The organism is Streptomyces sp. NPDC046870 (genome assembly GCF_040704595.1).
Taxonomy (GTDB): Bacteria; Actinomycetota; Actinomycetes; order Streptomycetales; family Streptomycetaceae; genus Streptomyces; species Streptomyces argyrophylli.
On sequence record NZ_JBEYXM010000008.1, the window covers coordinates 218222 to 234377 of the forward strand.

Genomic DNA, 16156 nt, shown 5'->3' on the forward strand with positions numbered 1-16156 from the left:
GCAGCTGATGTCGGTCGGATCGGTTCAGCGGACGGCACCCGGCGCGGGCGTCAGCCGGTGCAGGGCCGCCAGGACGTGCTCGGCGAGTTCGTGTACGGGGCCATCGTCCGTTCCCCGGTCGTGACCGATGCGCAGTTCGAGGGTGTCGCCGGCGAACAGGGCGCTGATCTCCAGGGGGTACGGGCGGGCGTCGGCCGGCCCGCGTTCGATGCCCGGCGGGAGCGGGACGGGGCGGAACGGGTTCGGTGACTGCCCGCGGCCTTCGTCGCCGACCGGACCCAGCAACGCCCCTGTGGTACCGAGGTAGTTGAAGCCGGCGTCGGCGGGCGGCAGGGCCGCGAGGGTCTCACGGGCGCGCGGGTCCGGGCCGTGGCGCAGCAGGCCGTGGGCGAGGCCGCCGTCCTCGTGCCCCCGCAGCGAGGCGAGGACGGTACGCAGCGTCTCCTCCGGGTCCGCGGCGGCCGGTACCGGCCCGTGCAGGACCGGGAGGACGGAGGTGAACCAGCCGACGGAACGGGACAGTTCGACACCCGGCACCCGGTGTCCGCGCCCGTGCCCCTCGACGTCGACCCGGATCCGCCGGCCGCCCTCCCGCTCGGCCAGCGCGTGGCAGACAGCGGCCAGCAGCACCTCGTGCGGCCGGGGAGCGCCCGGCGGGGCCGACCGGAGAGCGGCCGACGCCTCGGCTGACAGGCGTGCGGTTACGGTGCCGGGGCGCGCCGGGGCGGTACGGACGGGCGCCAGTGTGCCTGCGCTCTGCGCCGACTCGGCCCACCCGTCCAGTTCGCGGGTGACCTCGGGCGAGGTGGCGTACGCGGCGAGGGCCGCGGCCCAGGCGGGGAAGTCCGTCGTCGGGACCGGCAGGCGCGGGTCCCTGCCGTCGTGCAACGCCGCGCAGGTGCGGGTGAGTTCGTCCAGGACGATCTGCCAGGACACCAGGTCCACGACCAGGTGATGGGCCGCCAGGCACAGCAGGCTGCCGCCGGACTCCGGCTCCGGCGCCAACGCGGCGACGAGGAGCGGGCCGCGCGTCACATCGATCTCACGCTGTGCGCGCACCGCGAGCGCGGCGGCCCGGTCGCCGGGCGTGTCACCGGGTGCGGGTGCGCCGTCGGCGAGGAGCAGCAGGGGTTCGGCCCCGGGGTCCAGGCGCTGCGTCCAGGTCCCGTCCGACGTCCGCCCGAACCTGAGGCGGAAGGCGGGGTGCCGGTCCGCGACCGTGCGGAGCGCGGCGGTCAGGGTGGTCGGGTCGAGGGCCGGGGCGGTATGGAAGGCGAGGACCTGGTTCCAGTGGTTCACATCGGTCAGGCCGAGTTCGAAGAACCAGTGCTGGACGGGGGTGAGGGGGACGGACGTGTCGTCCACCGCGGCACTGCCCACGGACGCCGGTTCGTCTGCGGCCGGTCCCTCGACGCGGGCCGCTGCGGCGAGGTCCCGCAGGGTGGCCGCGGTGAAGAGTTGCCGGGCGGTCAGCTGGATGCCCTGTTCAGCGGCGAGCGCCACGACCTGGAGGGCGGTGATCGAGTCGCCGTCGAGGTCGAAGTAGTTGTCGTCGGCGGACACGTGCGCAACGCCGAGCACCTCCTGCCAGATGGCCGCGAGAGCGGCTTCCACCGCGCTGCCTCCCGCCTCCGGCTCACTCGCCGCCGGCGCCGGGTCGCGGCTCGGGCCGGGGTCCGCTTCCAGGTCCGGTTCGGCCGCCCTCGCCAGACGGTCGACGACGGTCACCGTGTCGGGCACCTCCGCAAGCGGCAGCACCGCCCGCAGCGCGGCCCGCAGCGCGGCGCCGTCGGGCAACTCACCACCCTCCGGGCGAACCACCTCCACCTGTGCGTTCAGCGACGTTCCGTCAGCCGTGACCACGGCCACCGTCACTCCGGGCAACCGCATGATCGCCCGTTCGACGTCCCCCAACCACAGCCGTCGCCCCCGCACCCTGGCGACATCGCCGACGCGCCCGGCGACCACCACACCGACCCTTGCCCCGGTCACGGCGTACCGGCCCGCGTCACCGGTACGCCACACCCGTCCCCCCTCGACACCGGGTTGGAGAGAGACCTCCGTGTCGGACGGCGCCGTACCGTCGTCCGCCCGGGGTTCCACAAGAGCCTCGGCGACGCAGATCTCGCCCGTCACGCCGGGCGGACAGAGCCGGCCGGCGTCGTCGAGCACGTACCGCCGCACGCCGGGGAGTACCGTGCCGGTGGGGGCGATCTCGTGGTCGTCCAGGTCGTCCGGGACCTCGCCCCAGGCGAGGGCGAGGCCCGTCTCCACGGATCCGTGGACGTGCGTGATCCGTGCAGCCGGGTCCGCGGCCCGCTCGCGCCAGCGCCGTGCGAGGTCCCCGGTCAGCGTCTCCCCGGTCACGGAGAGGACGGCGACCCGGTGCCGGATGCCGAGGGCAGTCAGCTCCGGCAGCAACCTGCGCAGTTGGGTGGCAGTCAGCTGGAGCGCGCCGAAGGCCCTGCCGGATCCGAGCGTCGCCGCCAGGTCCCGGGGAGTGCGGATCCAGGGCTCCAGTACGGCCGTGCCGCCCGCCGCGATCGTGGTCAGTACGGTGACCAGCGCCCGGTCGGCCGCCGCCATGCCGTGCACGAGCGTGCCGCCCCGGACTCCCCCGGCTGCTTCGGCCGCCCGGAGAGCGGCGCAGCGGGCCAGCGCCCGGTGACCGACGACATGGGCGCGCGGCGGCGCGGTGACCCCCGAGGTGCGGACGACAAGAGCCGGTGCCTGAGGCGCGGCCCCCGTGAACGGGCCGCCACCGGGAACCTCGTCCGGCACCAGCACCCGTACCCCCGACAGCCCGTCCCCCGACAGCCCGTGCCCCAGCAAGTCCCGCCGCGCCCCCGTCGTCACCAGCCAGTCCAGCCGTCCGGCGACCTGCCGTACCCGCTCCGCCGACGCGTCCACCGCGACCGTTTCGCAGACCGCGCCCGCCTGCCACACCCCGGCCGCCGCAGTCGCCGCGTCCCCGGTCCCGTCGAGCCACAGCCCGACCCGGGCTCCCTGCCCCACGCCCGCCGCCGCCAGCGCCCCAGCCACACGGCCGGCCCGCTCGGCGAACTCGCCCAGCGTGACCGAGCCGTCCGGGGTGACGATCGCGACGTCGCCGGACCGGGCCGCGCAGCGCCGGGCGATGAGTTCCGGCACGGTCGGCAGTTCCTCCGCGGGGCCCGTCGAGGCGGCGAGGAGCCGCTCCCGCCACGCCTGGTCGAGCGGCTCCGCCTCCCGTACCGGCCGCCCGGGGTCGCTCAGCACCGCCTCCAGCACTTCCTCGAACTGCCCGGCGATCCGCTTGGCCGTGGCCTCGTCGAACAGTGCCCTGCTGTACTCCCAGGCGAGGGAGACGGCGTTGTCGGACTCGTAGACGGCGCCGGAGAAGTCGTAGACCGTGCCGCGCTGCCCGACCGCGACGGACTCCAGGTCCAGCGGCCCCACCCGCAGAGGCTGTCCGGTGCCGCCGGCCAGGAACGTGCTGACGTCGGGCATACCGGGGTCGTGGGCCTTGCTCTGGCCGAAGGCGAGGTCGACGAGCGGGGCGCGGCTGGGGTCCCGTCGCACGCCCAGGTCGTCCACCACGGCGGCGAACGGGAGCAGCTGGTGTTCCATGGCGGTGAGCAGACCGCCGCGGACCGTCTCCAGCAGTGCGTCGAAGCTCTCGCCGTCCACCGCACGGACCCGGCACACCACCTGGTTGGCGAAGTAGCCGAGGACGTCGTGGAACTCCTGCCGGTCGCGGTTGGTGGTGAGCGCGGCCACGGCGATGTCACGCTCGCCGGTGAGGGAGCGCAGCAGCAGGTGGAAGGTGGCCAGCAGGACGGTGTAGACGGTCGTGCCGCGGGCGCGGGCGAAGGCCCGGAGGCGTTCGACGCGGTCCTTGTCGAGGGTGTGGAAGTGCGTGGCGCCCTCCCGCGGCTGCACGGGCGGCCGGGGGCGGTCGAGGGGGAGTTCGAGGACCGGGGGCAGGTCGGCCAGAGCGGACCGCCAGTGCTCGCGGTCCGCCGCGCCGGTGGCGCCCGTCACCTGTTCGTCCAGCCAGCGCGTGTAGTCGGTGTAGGTGTGGGAGGGGGCGGGCCGGTAGTACTCCTCGCCGGTGAGCTCGGCCGCGTACAGGCCGCCGAGGTCCTTCAGCAGCGTCACCATCGACCAGAAGTCGGTGGCGATGTGGTGCTGGGTCACCAGCAGCACCGGGTCACGGTCGGGGGCCGTGAACAGCCGTATCCGCAGAGGGACCTGGGTCGTCAGGTCGAAGGGTTCGGCCGCTGCGGACTCCAGGGCGGCGGCGAGGGCGGGGTGGCCGTCCAGGCCTTCGTCGGCGGGGAGGGGCAGTTCGGCGAAGTCCACCCGGGTGTGTGCGGCGACATGCTGCCGGGGGGTGCCGTCGTGCGGGGCGTAGGTGGTGCGGAGCACGGGGTGGCGGTCGGTCAGGGCCTGGAAGGCGCGGCGCAGGGCGGCGGGGTCGCAGCCGGAGACGACGCGTGCGGCGAAGCTCAGGTGGTAGGAGGCGCTGTCGGGGGCGAGCCGGTCGGCGTGCCAGATGGCCGCCTGGTTGTGGGAGAGCGGGAACTCGCCGGTCGGCGGCCCCGGGCGTACGGCGGCGGAGGCGTCCTCTGCCGGGCGGGCGGCCAGCAGCGCGGCGAGTTCGGCGGGGGTGGCGGGGCCGAGCAGTTCGGGCAGGCCGAGCGTGCGGTGCAGATGCTCCTGTACGGCCATCTTCAGCCGCAGCGCGCCCAGCGAGTCCAGGCCGAGCGCGCGCAGCGGCAGCGTCCGGTCGCGGTCGATCTCGTCGGCCGTCCTGCCCAGCACCTCGGCGGCCAGCGCGACGAGCCGGTCACCGACCAGGCGGGCGCGGCGGCGCGGGTCGGGTTCGGCCCAGGGGTCGTCCTCGGGGGCGGCGCCGTCGGGCCCCGTGGTGGCCGGGGCCGTCGTACCGATCTCCTCCGCGGTCAGCAGGGCGGTCAGCCGGGCGCGCCGGATCTTGCCCACCGAGGAGCGAGGCAGGGCGCCCACCAATACCAGGTGGCGGGGGACCTTGTAGTCGGCCAGCCGTGCCCGGCACGCCTCCCGCAGCCGTACGAGGTCGGGTTCGGTGTCCGGCGCGGCCACCACCGCCGCGGCCAGCACTCCGCCCGGCAGCGCGACGACGCCGGCCTCCCGCACCCCGGGCAGGCTTTCCAGGACCTCCTCGACCTCCACCGGGTTGACCTTGTGCCCACCGGTGTCGATCAGCGTCCGCTTGCGGCCGGTGACGTATAGCCGCCCCTCGGCGTCCAGCAGTCCGAGGTCGCCCGTGAAGTAGGGCGCGCCCGGATCGAGGCGTACCGTCTCCTCGCCGTCGCGCCAGGTGCGGGCCACGGCGGCGCTGCTCACCGTGATCTCGCCCTCGGCCCCCGAGGGCAGCGGCTCTCCCGCGGGGCCGACGATCCGCACGCTCACCCCGGACAACGGACGTCCCACCGAGTCGGGCGTGATCGGCCCCGGCCCGCAGTCCCAACTGACGCTGCCCGCCTCCGAACTGCCGTACGTCTGCCGGATCGGCACCCCGTGGCGGCGCTCGAAGCGGTCCCGGACGGCGGGCGTGAGGAAGTTGCTGCCGGACAGGCACAGCCGCAGCGAGCCGAGGTCGCCGCCGTGCCCGGCCGGCAGGTCGGCCAGCGCCTCGAAGACGTACGGCACGGCGGGCATGATCGTCACCCGGTGCCGGCCCACCAGCTCGGTCACCCGACCGACGGTCCACTCCGTGCCGCCGTCCCCGCCGGTGGGGTCGATGAGCACCAGGGTCGCCGCGGCGCGCACGGCCACGATGAGACAGCAGAACTGGCCCAGGGCGTGGAAGAGCGGCACCGGGCACAGGACGACGTCCCGCTCGGTCACCTCCGCGGTACGCACGATGTTGCTCGCCTCGGCGAACTGGTTGGCCTGGGTGCGGGAGATGCGACGGGGTTCGCCGGTCGACCCGGAGGAGTAGGTGAACACCCAGTCGGCGTCCCAGTCCCCCTGGTCGCTGTCCCACACCTTTCCCCCGCCTCCGGCCTCCTGCCGTGCCATCAGGCCGGTCAGGTCCGTGTGCGGTACGTCGGCGGGGGCGCCGTCCCCGGTGAGAAGCAGGGCGGGGCGGCGGGGCAGGGTGCGTCCGACGCGGTCCAGGAGCCCGGCGCGGGCCGGGTCGGTCACGACCACCGTGGGGGGGCACTCGGCGGCTACGCGGCGCAGTTCCGGCTCGGTCAGCTCGGGGTCGAGGGCCAGTACGGTGGCGCCGAGCCCGGCGGTGGCGAAGTAGGTGTAGATCCAGGCCGGGCAGTTGGGCAACGCGACCAGGACGCAGTCACCGCGGCCCACGCCCAGTTCACCGAGGCCCGCGCGCAACGCCGCCGTCCGGTCGCCCAGTTCGCGGTAGCTGACGGTGTGCTCGCCGAAGACGATTGCCGTTCCTTCGGGATTTCCGGCGACCGAGGTACGCAGCATCGCGTCGATCACGGCAACACTCCCTGTCCGCATCGGTGTTCGGGATCGATTCACCTTAGGGAGCGTTCCGTCGGCCGACCAGAATTGACCGACCCGCCCAACTTGAACTGCGGGCACATGGGCGCCTGTCCCATTCCCGCATTCGGAGTTACGTTGCAGATCTCCCCCCTTTCCTTTCTCCGAGAGGAGTACCGGTGATCACGCATGTGCGCAGTGTCGGGCTGGGAGTTCCCGACCTCGGTCGAGCACGCGAGTTCTACGAGAAACGCTGGCAGCTGGAAGCCGTCCGCACGGAGGGCGATCTGCTCTATCTCGGGGCGGGCTGCGCCGAGAGCCATGTACTGCGGCTGCGGGTCACGCCCGAGCCGCGGATGGACCTGCTCTGCCTCGGCGCGGAGTCGGCCGGCGCCGTGGACCGGATCGCCGCACGGGTGGCCCGGCATCCGGAGGGGAAGCTGCTCGGCGATCCCGCGCCGCGGCAGGATCTCGGCGGCGGGTACGCGGTGCGGTTCCTGGACTGCGACGGCCGGGTGGTCGAGGTGTCGGCCGAGGTCGAGGACCGGGTGTTCCGGCCGGTCGAGGAGTTGGAGAGCCGTCCGCTGGCCATCAGCCACGTCGTGCTGAACACCCGGGACCTGCAACGGGCCCGCGCCTTCTACGAGTCGGTGCTGGGCTTCCGGGTCTCCGACTGGGTGGAGGACATCATGTGCTTCCTGCGGGTCGGCCCGGCGCATCACATCGTGGCGTTCACCCGCGCGCCGCACGTCTCCCTCAACCACGTGGCCTTCGAGGTCAACGGCCTCGACGCGTTCATGCGGGCCACCGGGAGGCTGATGCGGGAGGGCGTGGCCCCGCTGTGGGGTCCGGGCCGGCACGGGGTCGGCAACAACACCTTCTCCTACTTCCAGGACCCGTCCTCGCGGTTCGTCCTGGAGTACACGACCGCGGCCCAGATGATCCACGACGACCGGGCCTGGACGCCCCAGGTGCATCCGGCGAACGCCCAGACCACCGACCAGTGGGGCACCGCCAATCCCCGTGACGAACTGGTCTCGGCGGCGCTGTGCGGCCTTCCCGACCCGGGGCTGTGGACGCCCCCGCCGGTATGAGTCGGGGGCCGGGGCCCGGACCGGGGCCGGGTACGGGAGCGGGCGCCGTGCTGGTGACGGGGGGATCGTCCGGCATCGGGCGGGCCGTGGTGGAGGAGTTCGCCGCGCACGGCGACCCCGTCGTCGTACTGGACCGCGAAGAACCCGCGGACGGGTTCCCGGACGGAGTGACCTTCGTCGGCGGAGACGTCCGTCGCGCCGCGGACAACGAACGGGCGGTGACGACGGCGGTCCGACTCCACGGCGGACTCGGCGTGTTCGTGGGCAACGCCGGCATCCACGACGCCGGGACGACGCTGCTCGACCTGCCGGGCGCCGAACTCGGCGTCCTCATGCAGCGTGTCTGGGAGGTCAACGTCCTCGGCTACCTGCTCGGCGCCCGCGCCGCCGCCGAAGAGCTCAAGTCGACCGCCGGCTCCATGGTCTTCACCCTCTCCGACGCCTCCTTCCTGGTCCGCGGCAACGGTGCCGGCGTGGCCTACGCGGTCTCCAAACACGCCGCACTCGGCCTGGTCCGCCACCTCGCCGCCGACCTCGCCCCGCACGTCCGGGTCAACGCGGTGGCCCCCGGCGGCGTCCTCACGGGCCTGCGGGCCGCCGTCGGCGAGTCGGACGACCGCGCGGTGTACGACAGGCCCGAGGAGATCGCCCGCGCGATACGGGACCTCAACCCCCTCGGCGTGGTCCTGGACCCCGGCCGACTCGCCGCCCTCTACCGCTTCCTGGCCTCCGAAGCGGCCTCGGGCATGACCGGCGAGGTGCTGCGGCCGGACGGGGGCCTGGCCGTGCGCTGAACCGCCCAGCCGCCCAGCCGCCGGAAAGCCGGTCACCCCTGGTGACCGGCTTTCCGCTGCACCGGCTCACTGCCGCACGAGCTCACTGCTGTACGAGGACCGAGACGACGTACGGAAGCGGTGACGCGAAGGCCCTGCGCAGGGCCGGGCCGAGTTCGTGCGGCGTGGTCACCTGTTCGCCCCGGCAGCCCTGGGCCGCCGCCAATGCCGGGAAGTCGAGACCACCCAGTTCCGTGCCCGCCGGTTTGTCGATGCCGAAGCGGCGGGCGAAGGAGTCGACGGTGGCGTAACCGCCGTTGTCCACCACGACGACGGCCAGCCGCACCCCCAGCCGGGCCGCCGACCACAGCGCCTGTATCGCGTACATGGCGGAGCCGTCCCCGAGGACCGCTATGACCTGCCGGTCGGACCGGGCCAGCGCCATGCCGACGGCGGCGGGCAGCCCGTAACCGAGCGCTCCGCCGGCCGTCGTGAAGAAGCTGTCCGGACCGTCGTTGGGCAGGTGCTCGCACATCACGGGCCGGGTGCTCGGGGCTTCCTCGACGATGACGCTGCCCTGGGGCCGGAGGTCGGCCAGCGTCTGGACGAGGTACGGCGCAGTGACGTACGGCCCTGTCGCCTCGACCCGTTCGGCGGGGCGGCGCGGCGCGGGGCGGGGTCGCGGCCGGTCGGGGCGGTGGGCGGCGAGGAGCTGCCGGACGGCCGGGCGGACGCTGGTGAGGACGGAGGTGCCCTCGGGCGTCCAGGCGGCCCGCTGGGCGTCGTCGGTGAGCTGGTGGAGGCGGGTGCCCGGCGGCAGGAAGGGTCCCTCGCCCGGCACGTGGTACGTGAAGGCCGGCGCGCCGAGGACCAACACCATGTCGTGCTTGGCGAGTTCGGCGGCGATGCCCTCGCGCACCGGCGGTAGGAACCCCGCGAAGAGCGGGTGCCGTTCCGGGAACGAGCAGCGGTGGGACATCGGAGCGGCCCAGACCCGGGCCCCGTGCGCCTCGGCCAGCTCGACGACGTCGTCCAACGCCTGCTCGCGGTCGACTTCGGCACCCACCACGAACGCCGGTGAGCGGGCCCCGGCCAGGGCACGGCCGGTCTCGGCAAGCAGCTCCGGGTCGGCGTTCAGCACGGTGCCGACCTTGCGCGTGGCGAGCGGCAGCGCGGGCCGGTCCCAGTCGTCGGCGGGCACCGAGACCAGGACCGGCCCCATCGGCGGAGTCAGCGCCAGGTGGCAGGCGCGGGCGATCGCGGCCGGGACGTCCTCGGGCCGGGCCGGTTCCCGGCTCCACTTCACATGCGGACTGGCCATGAGACCGGGGTCCTCGTTGAGCAGATACGGCTCCCCGGCCAGCAGCGACCTGCTCTGCTGGCCCGCGATCACCACCAGCGGGGCCCGTGTCTTCGCGGCCGTGTACAGGCTGCCCATGGCGTGTCCGACGCCGGCGGCGGAGTGCAGGTTGACCACGGCGAGCTTGCGGGTCGCCTGGGCGTGGCCGTCGGCCATGGCCACGACCACGGACTCCTGGAGGCCGAGCACGTAACGGAAGTCGGCCGGGAAGTCGCGGAACATGGGCAGTTCGGTCGAGCCGGGGTTGCCGAAGACGGTGTCCACGCCGTGGCCGCGGAGCAGGTCGAAGACCGCCTGGCGAACGGTGATGGCGTTCACGGTGTCTCCTTCGCGTCGTCAAGTGCCGTCCAGACCACGGCCGGCGACAGGGGCGTGCGGTTCAGTGCCCCGGCGATCGCCGGCACCGCGTTCGCGACGGCGGCGGCGATGGTGGCGGGCGGCGGGATGGCGCCGCCCTCCCCGAGCCCCTTGAAGCCGCCGGGGACCACTTCGCTCGGGGTGCACAGGTGCTCGACCGACACCGGGGGGACGTCGCCGAGGGTGGGCAGGACGTAGTCCTGGTAGCCGGTGGCCAGGGGCCGTCCGTCCACGGGGTCGTGGTGGGCCTCCTCCAGCAGGGCGAGGCCGATCCCCTGGGCGACACCGCCGGTGATCTGGCCGTCCGCCAACGCCGGGTTGACCACCACTCCGCTGTCGTGGACGGTCCAGTAGTCCTCGACGGTCACCTTCCCGGTCTCCCGGTCCACCGCGACCGCCGCCGCGTGCACCGCGTAGGCGAAGGTCAGGGCGGGGGGGTCGAAGTCGGCGCTCTCCTCCAGCTGGATGCGTTCCTCGTCCGGTCCCCGGTCCCAGCCCTTCCAGGCCCGATGTGCCACCTCCCGCCAGCTGACGGCCGAGCTCGCGCCCGCGACACGGAACATGGCTTTCTCCGGGCTCGACGCTGCATCGGGCCCGAGGTCCAGCGTCACGTCGGCCGGGTCCGCGTCGAGCCGCCCGGCGGCCAGCGCCCGTATCCGCTCCCGCATGCGCTCGGACGCCCGCACCAGCGCGCCTCCGGCCAACGTCACGGATCGGCTGGCTTGCGAGGTCAGGTCCGAGTAGGGCGTGACGTCGGTGTCGCCGAGCCGCACGCTGATCCACGGCAGCGGCACGCCCAGCCGGTCGGCGACGATCTGGGCGAGGGCGGTCTCGATGCCCTGCCCGATGGAGATCACCCCGGAGAAGACGGTGACCGTACCGTCCTGGTTGACCCGGACGCGGGCGCCCTCCCAGCCGGCCCAGTCGATGCCGAACATGCCGAGCAGCGCGGTCGGCGCGAACCCGGTGATCTCCACGCTGGCGGTCACCCCGGTGCCCCGGCTCACGGTGCCGTCGGAGGGCCGCGAACGGCTCCTGGCCAGCTCCGCCGCCCTACGCAGCGCGGTGGGGTAGTCGCCGTTGTCGTAGGTGAGACCCGAGCGGGTGACGTACGGCAGCTCGTGCGGGCGGAGCATGTTGCGCAGCCTCAACTCGACGGGGTCGAATCCGAGTTCGCGGGCGGCCTCGTCGATGAGCCGTTCCCTGATCCAGGCCGCCTCCTGCATGCCGTAGCCCCGGTAGGCGCCCGTCGGCACCGTGTTGGTGTACACGGCGTCCACCACCGCGCCGGCCCGCTCGAACCGGTAGGGGCCCTCCAGGGTCATGCCCGTCACCTGGAACGGCCCGGAGCCGGCCTGCACGGAGAAGGCGCCCAGGTCGCCGGTGATGTGGGCGTCGACGGCGAGGAAGCGGCCGTCCTCGTCCAGCGCCAGCCGGGCCACCGCGGACTGGCCGCGGCCCTGGTAGGAGGAGGTCAGGTTCTCCGCCCGGTCCTCGGTCCAGCGCACGGGCCGGCCGAGGACGACCGAGGCGAGGCAGACCATGGCCTCGTCGGGGTAGAGCATCACCTTCCCGCCGAAGGACCCGCCGACGTCGGGGGCGACCACACGGATCTGGTCGACGCGCAGCCGCAGCGCGGTGGCCAGTTCCTGGCGGACGGCGTGCGGGGACTGGGTGCTGCTCCACACCGTGAGGCTCTCCTGGCCGGGCAGCCATTCGGCGAGCACCCCGCGCGGCTCCAGCGGGCTGTGGTTGACCCGCTGCACGGCCAGGGTGCGGCTGACCACGTGCGCGGCGCGGGCGACGACCTCCTCGATCTCCGGTGCGGGGTCGCCGAAGGCGACCGTGCCGGCGAGGTTGGACCGGCTGCCTGCGTGCAGCAAAGGCGCGTCCGGGGCGAGCGCCGCCTCCACGGTGACGGCGGCGGGCAGCGGGTCGATCCGCAGCCGAACCCGCTCGGCCGCGTCCTCCGCCTGCGCCCTGCTGCCGGCCACCACCACGCCGACCGGCTGGCCGACGTAGCGCACGGTGTCGTCCGCGAGGAGCACCCGGTCCGGGCTCTGGCCGGGCAGCGTCCACACGGTGGGCAGCGGGTCGGTGAGCCGTTCGATCTCCCGTGGTCCCAGGGCGAGTCGGGTGCCCGGCAGCGCGAGCGCGTCGGCGGCGTCCCACTCCAGGATCCTGCCGTGCGCGACGGGGCTGCGCACGATGGCCGCGTACAGGGCCCCGGGCGCCTCGATGTCGTCGACGAAACGTCCTCGGCCGCGCAGCAGCCGGGCGCTGCGGCTGCTCGGCACCCGGCGGCCGACCCATGCGTCACTCATGGCCGGCCTCCTGGTCGCCCGAGGCGGCACGGCGTTTCCAGTGGCACTCGACGGCGGCGCGGATACCGCCGTAACCGGTGCACCGGCACAGATGGCCGGGCAGCACGGTGGTGGTGACCTGCTGCTCGGTGAGCCCCTCTTCCTCCGCGTGGGCGAGGCTCATCAGCAGGCCCGGGGTGCAGAAGCCGCACTGGAGGCCGTGATGGTCGAGGAAATCCTTTTGCAGGGACGACAGTTCACCGTCCGGCCGGTTCTCCAGCCCCTCGACCGTGCGCACCGAACGCCCCTCGGCCTGCACGGCCAGCATCAGGCAGGACCGCACGGGCACGTCGTCCACGAGGATCGTGCACGCCCCGCAGACGCCCTGTTCGCAGCCCGCGTGCGTGCCGGTGAGGCCGAGCCCGCGGCGCAGGTGGTCGCTGAGCAGGGTACGGTCCTCGGCGGGTGCGGTGCGTCGGGCACCGTTGACGGTCATGGTGAGGTCGCGCGTCCGCACGGCGGGTCCGGTGGGACCGGTGGGACCGGTGAATGCGGTCGGCTCAGTCATCGTCGGCCTTCCCGTGGGTCAGATGCGCGGCGCAGCGGCGTAGCAGCGCGCGCAGCAGGGCGGTCCGGTAACGGGCGTCGCCGTGCTGGTCGGCGGGCGGTCGTACGGCGGTGCCGACCGCGTCGAGCGCGGGGCCCAGGTCGCCGTCCAGGCGCAGTCCGCGCAGGGCGTCCTCGACGGCGGCTGGCCGGACCGGTGTGTCGGCGACGCCGGCCGCCGCGAGCCGGGCCGCGGTGACCACGCCGCTTTCCGTGGTGACGCCCAGGCAGAGGGCCACCAGGGGGAAACCGGCGGCGCCCCGACGGGTGACCTCGTCGAAGGCGAAGCGGAAACCGGGGGCCGGCGGGAACTCGACGGCGACGAGGAGTTCACCGGCGCGCAGGGCCGTGCGGTGGCGGCCGGTGAAGAACTCGACGGCGCGTACGGCACGTTCGCCGCCGTCCCGGGAGACCAGGACGAGCCGTGCGTCCAGCGCGAGCGTCACGGCGGGCAGTTCGGCGGCGGGGTCGGCGTGGCAGAGGCTGCCGCCCAGCGTGGCCCGCTGCCGGACGGTGTGGTGGGCGACGCTCAGGGCGGCCCGGGACAACACCGGGAGCCGGCGGCGGACCAGGGGGTCGTCCGCCACGGCGGCCAGCCGGGTCCGCGCCCCGATCCGTACGCCCGCAGGGCCTGCGGCGACCGTGTCAAGACCGGGCACCCCGCCCAGGTCGATCACCGCCGAGGGGCGCCGGTGGCGGGCGTTGAGCTGCGGCACCAGGCTCTGCCCGCCGGCCAGCGGGACGGCGCCGGGCCCGGTGTCGGCGAGCAGGTCCAGGGCGTGCTCCAGGGTGGCCGGCGCGTGGTAGCGGAACTCGACGGGCTTCATGCCGGCACCTCCGGGTCGCGCTCGGTGCCGGCACGGACCAGTTCGGCGGCCTGGTCCGGGGTGAGCACGCACAGGGCGTCCAGCACGGTGGCGTCCAGCAGGACCCGCGCCCCGGAGCGCTCCGAAGTGAGTTGCAGACGGGCACCGTTCCCGGTGCGGCGCACGGCCACGGTGACGGCGGCCGATTCGCAGACGATGCGGCACAACACGGACTCCCGTGGCTGTGCGGTGTCCCAGGCGAGGCCATCCATGGCCGCCTCCGATCATGAAGACGAGGGACTCGGAAAACGCGGGACTCGGAAAATGAGGGACTCAGAAAATGAGGGACAGCTGGGCGTGCGTCGACACCTCGGCGTCCAGCAGCACCCGTCGCCGCAGCAGCCGCAGGCCGTCGGCGCCGCGGACCACGACGTCGTGGCGGGCGGCCGTGGCCAGCGCCGTCTCGTGCCCGCGGGCCAGGGTGGCGAGGACGTTGCAGTCGACGCGTAGCAGTCGGGGCCGGTCGAGTGCGAAGACGCGGACCGCGCCGACGAAGTGCCGGGTGGCCGCGGCCGGGCGGTCGGACCAGGCGTGCTGGAGGCCGGTGCGGCCCAACTTCATGGCGAAGATCTTCTTGGTGGCCTCGAAGAGCATGGCCCGCTCGCTGTGCCGGGGCAGGGACGGGTCCTCGCGCAGCAGGGGGACCGGGACCTGGTAGACGAAGGGCTCGGCGAGCAGCGCCAGCCAGTCGTCGGCGCGGCCCTCGTCCAGGGCGGCGGACTCCTCGGCGTAGAACGCCGTCAGTTCCGCGTCGAGGTCGGCGCGCCGGGCGCCGCGGGCGGGGAACGCATCCGACTCGGGTGCCTCGGGCAGCGGTTCGTCCGCGGTTGCCGGCGCCGCCGGGTGCGCGACGATGTCGGTCATCGCTCTTCCTCTCCCATCAGGTCGGACCAACGGCGGTAGAACGCACGCTGGTTGTGCTCGGAAAGCGTGATGTACTGTGCGCTGCCCGGCCCGGGGAAGTCGGTCGCGGGCACGCCGAGCCCGAGGCCGAGGGTGAAGTCGGTGAGGGCCGAGTCGACGTGGTCCCCGCCCATCGCGGCGTCGATGCGGGAGAAGTTCTCGAAGTCGTCCATCTCGAAGAGGATTCCGCCGGCCGACTGGGAGCGGGCCTGGTAGGCGTAGGAGCGCTGCTTCCACTCCTCGCTCATCGCCCTGGGCACGAGCGTCCAGTACGTGCACTCGGTGTGCCGCGCGTCGATCGGGTTGTGCACCCGCCACACCACGTACCGGGTCAGCGGGTCGCCGGGGCGGCCGATGGCGTTGTCGTGGGAGACGCTGAGGAAGGCGGCGTTGGGGAAGACCACGCCGTGGGCCACCTCGCAGTGCGAGTTGAAGCGGATCTGCTCAGGGGTCTGGGCGGCCGAGAAGCCGTCCCACGCCTCGCGCGGATACCCGATGTAGACGGGGTGCGACAGATCGCGGCCGGCCAGGGACTCCTCGCCCTTGGTGACCACGTACCCGGCGCGCAGCGTGTGCCCCTCGTCGGTGCCCATGTTGACGGCGAGCAGGTCCAGGGCGCCGCGGCCCAGGGTTCCGCCGGCCAGGGTGTCGCCGTAGATGCCCATGTCGAAGGCGGACTGGTGGGTGGTCTGCATGTGGTAGCCGTCGCCGGCGAAGTTGTCGGTGACGACCTTCCAGTTGCCGGTCATCACCGACCGCTGCGGTGGGCCGTACACCTCCCACTCGCCGCCCGCGAGGTCGAGCATGGCGTCCAGGTACCAGCGGAAGTCGCCCAGGTAGTCGACGAGTTCGGGAATGTCGGTGGCCCAGGTCGCGAAGACGAAGCCGCGGTAGCACTCGACGCGGGCGGACGGCAGGTCGTAGCACTCCTTGCGGAAGTCGCGCGGATAGCTCGCCCGGATGCCGGGGACGCCCACCAGCCGGCCGTCGTTGGCGAAGGTCCAGCCGTGGTAACTGCACCGGTAGTGGGCGGCGTTGCCGAAGGTGGCGCGGCACAGCTGGGTGCCACGGTGGCTGCAGGAGTTGAGCAGGACGTGGAACTCGCCGTGCTCGTCGCGGGTGACGATCACACCGTCGTTCCCCATCCGGCGCACCACGTAGTCGCCCGGGTCCGGCAACTCGGAGGCGAAACCCAGCAGTTGCCAACTGCGGCGGAAGACGCGCCGGTACTCGCGGTCGAGCACGTCGTCGTCGACGTAGGCGCGGCGGTCGATCCGGTACCGCCGCTGCACCGATTCCCATTCGGGCGCCTCAGTCATACAACACCTCCTAAGTCGAGTGACTGGCCGAATGTAAGTCGGCGCCCGGGAGGTGACCAGACTGCGTTTTTGAACACGCTGTTCACGGCCCGGTG

At 73.7% G+C, this 16156-nt stretch carries 10 protein-coding genes; 2 read left to right on the forward strand and 8 right to left on the reverse strand.

All coding sequences use genetic code 11. The features are described 5' to 3' along the window. Positions 1–24: 24 nt before the first annotated feature. A complete protein-coding gene (locus AB0946_RS20150) occupies positions 25–6477 on the reverse strand; it encodes a condensation domain-containing protein (RefSeq protein ID WP_366761976.1) in 6453 nt (2150 codons plus the stop codon). 182 nt (positions 6478–6659) lie between these two features. Here AB0946_RS20150 and AB0946_RS20155 point away from each other — a divergent pair, with 182 nt between their 5' ends. Further along, entirely contained in the window at positions 6660–7574 is a 915-nt protein-coding gene (locus tag AB0946_RS20155) for a VOC family protein (RefSeq protein ID WP_366761977.1), read from the forward strand. 47 nt (positions 7575–7621) lie between these two features. Further along, a complete protein-coding gene (locus AB0946_RS20160) occupies positions 7622–8368 on the forward strand; it encodes an SDR family oxidoreductase (RefSeq protein WP_366761978.1) in 747 nt (248 codons plus the stop codon). An 82-nt stretch (positions 8369–8450) separates the two neighbouring features. Here the strand turns inward: AB0946_RS20160 and mdlC are convergent, their stop codons facing one another. The 7 genes from mdlC to AB0946_RS20195 all read right to left on the reverse strand — a co-directional run bounded on the left by mdlC (position 8451) and on the right by AB0946_RS20195 (position 16061). Continuing rightward, on the reverse strand, positions 8451–10025 hold the full coding sequence (gene mdlC / locus AB0946_RS20165) for a benzoylformate decarboxylase (RefSeq protein WP_366761979.1): 1575 nt from the start codon (positions 10023–10025) through the stop codon (positions 8451–8453). After that, positions 10022–12388, reverse strand: a complete 2367-nt coding sequence (locus AB0946_RS20170; RefSeq protein WP_366761980.1) for a xanthine dehydrogenase family protein molybdopterin-binding subunit — start codon at positions 12386–12388, stop codon at positions 10022–10024. The genes mdlC and AB0946_RS20170 overlap by 4 nt, the downstream gene beginning before the upstream one ends. Next, positions 12381–12935: a (2Fe-2S)-binding protein gene (locus tag AB0946_RS20175; RefSeq protein ID WP_366761981.1), complete on the reverse strand. Its 555-nt coding sequence runs from the start codon at positions 12933–12935 to the stop codon at positions 12381–12383. Before AB0946_RS20175 ends, AB0946_RS20170 begins: the two co-directional genes overlap by 8 nt. Next, on the reverse strand, positions 12928–13800 hold the full coding sequence (locus tag AB0946_RS20180) for an FAD binding domain-containing protein (RefSeq protein ID WP_366761982.1): 873 nt from the start codon (positions 13798–13800) through the stop codon (positions 12928–12930). Before AB0946_RS20180 ends, AB0946_RS20175 begins: the two co-directional genes overlap by 8 nt. Then, positions 13797–14051, reverse strand: a complete 255-nt coding sequence (locus tag AB0946_RS20185) for a hypothetical protein (RefSeq protein WP_366761983.1) — start codon at positions 14049–14051, stop codon at positions 13797–13799. The genes AB0946_RS20180 and AB0946_RS20185 overlap by 4 nt, the downstream gene beginning before the upstream one ends. Before the next feature lie 61 nt (positions 14052–14112). After that, on the reverse strand, positions 14113–14703 hold the full coding sequence (locus tag AB0946_RS20190) for an aromatic-ring-hydroxylating dioxygenase subunit beta (RefSeq protein ID WP_366761984.1): 591 nt from the start codon (positions 14701–14703) through the stop codon (positions 14113–14115). After that, entirely contained in the window at positions 14700–16061 is a 1362-nt protein-coding gene (locus AB0946_RS20195; protein ID WP_366761985.1) for a Rieske 2Fe-2S domain-containing protein, read from the reverse strand. The genes AB0946_RS20190 and AB0946_RS20195 overlap by 4 nt, the downstream gene beginning before the upstream one ends. Positions 16062–16156 lie beyond the last annotated feature (95 nt).

What these genes read in the sequence shown, in the direction of transcription:
- AB0946_RS20185 (WP_366761983.1), bottom strand. Translation starts at nt 14,051, where the DNA reads ATGGATGGCCTCGCCTGGGACACCGCACAGCCACGGGAGTCCGTGTTG.
- AB0946_RS20180 (WP_366761982.1), bottom strand. Translation starts at nt 13,800, where the DNA reads ATGAAGCCCGTCGAGTTCCGCTACCACGCGCCGGCCACCCTGGAGCAC.
- AB0946_RS20195 (WP_366761985.1), bottom strand. Translation starts at nt 16,061, where the DNA reads ATGACTGAGGCGCCCGAATGGGAATCGGTGCAGCGGCGGTACCGGATC.
- AB0946_RS20175 (WP_366761981.1), bottom strand. Translation starts at nt 12,935, where the DNA reads ATGACTGAGCCGACCGCATTCACCGGTCCCACCGGTCCCACCGGACCC.
- AB0946_RS20190 (WP_366761984.1), bottom strand. Translation starts at nt 14,703, where the DNA reads ATGACCGACATCGTCGCGCACCCGGCGGCGCCGGCAACCGCGGACGAA.
- AB0946_RS20170 (WP_366761980.1), bottom strand. Translation starts at nt 12,388, where the DNA reads ATGAGTGACGCATGGGTCGGCCGCCGGGTGCCGAGCAGCCGCAGCGCC.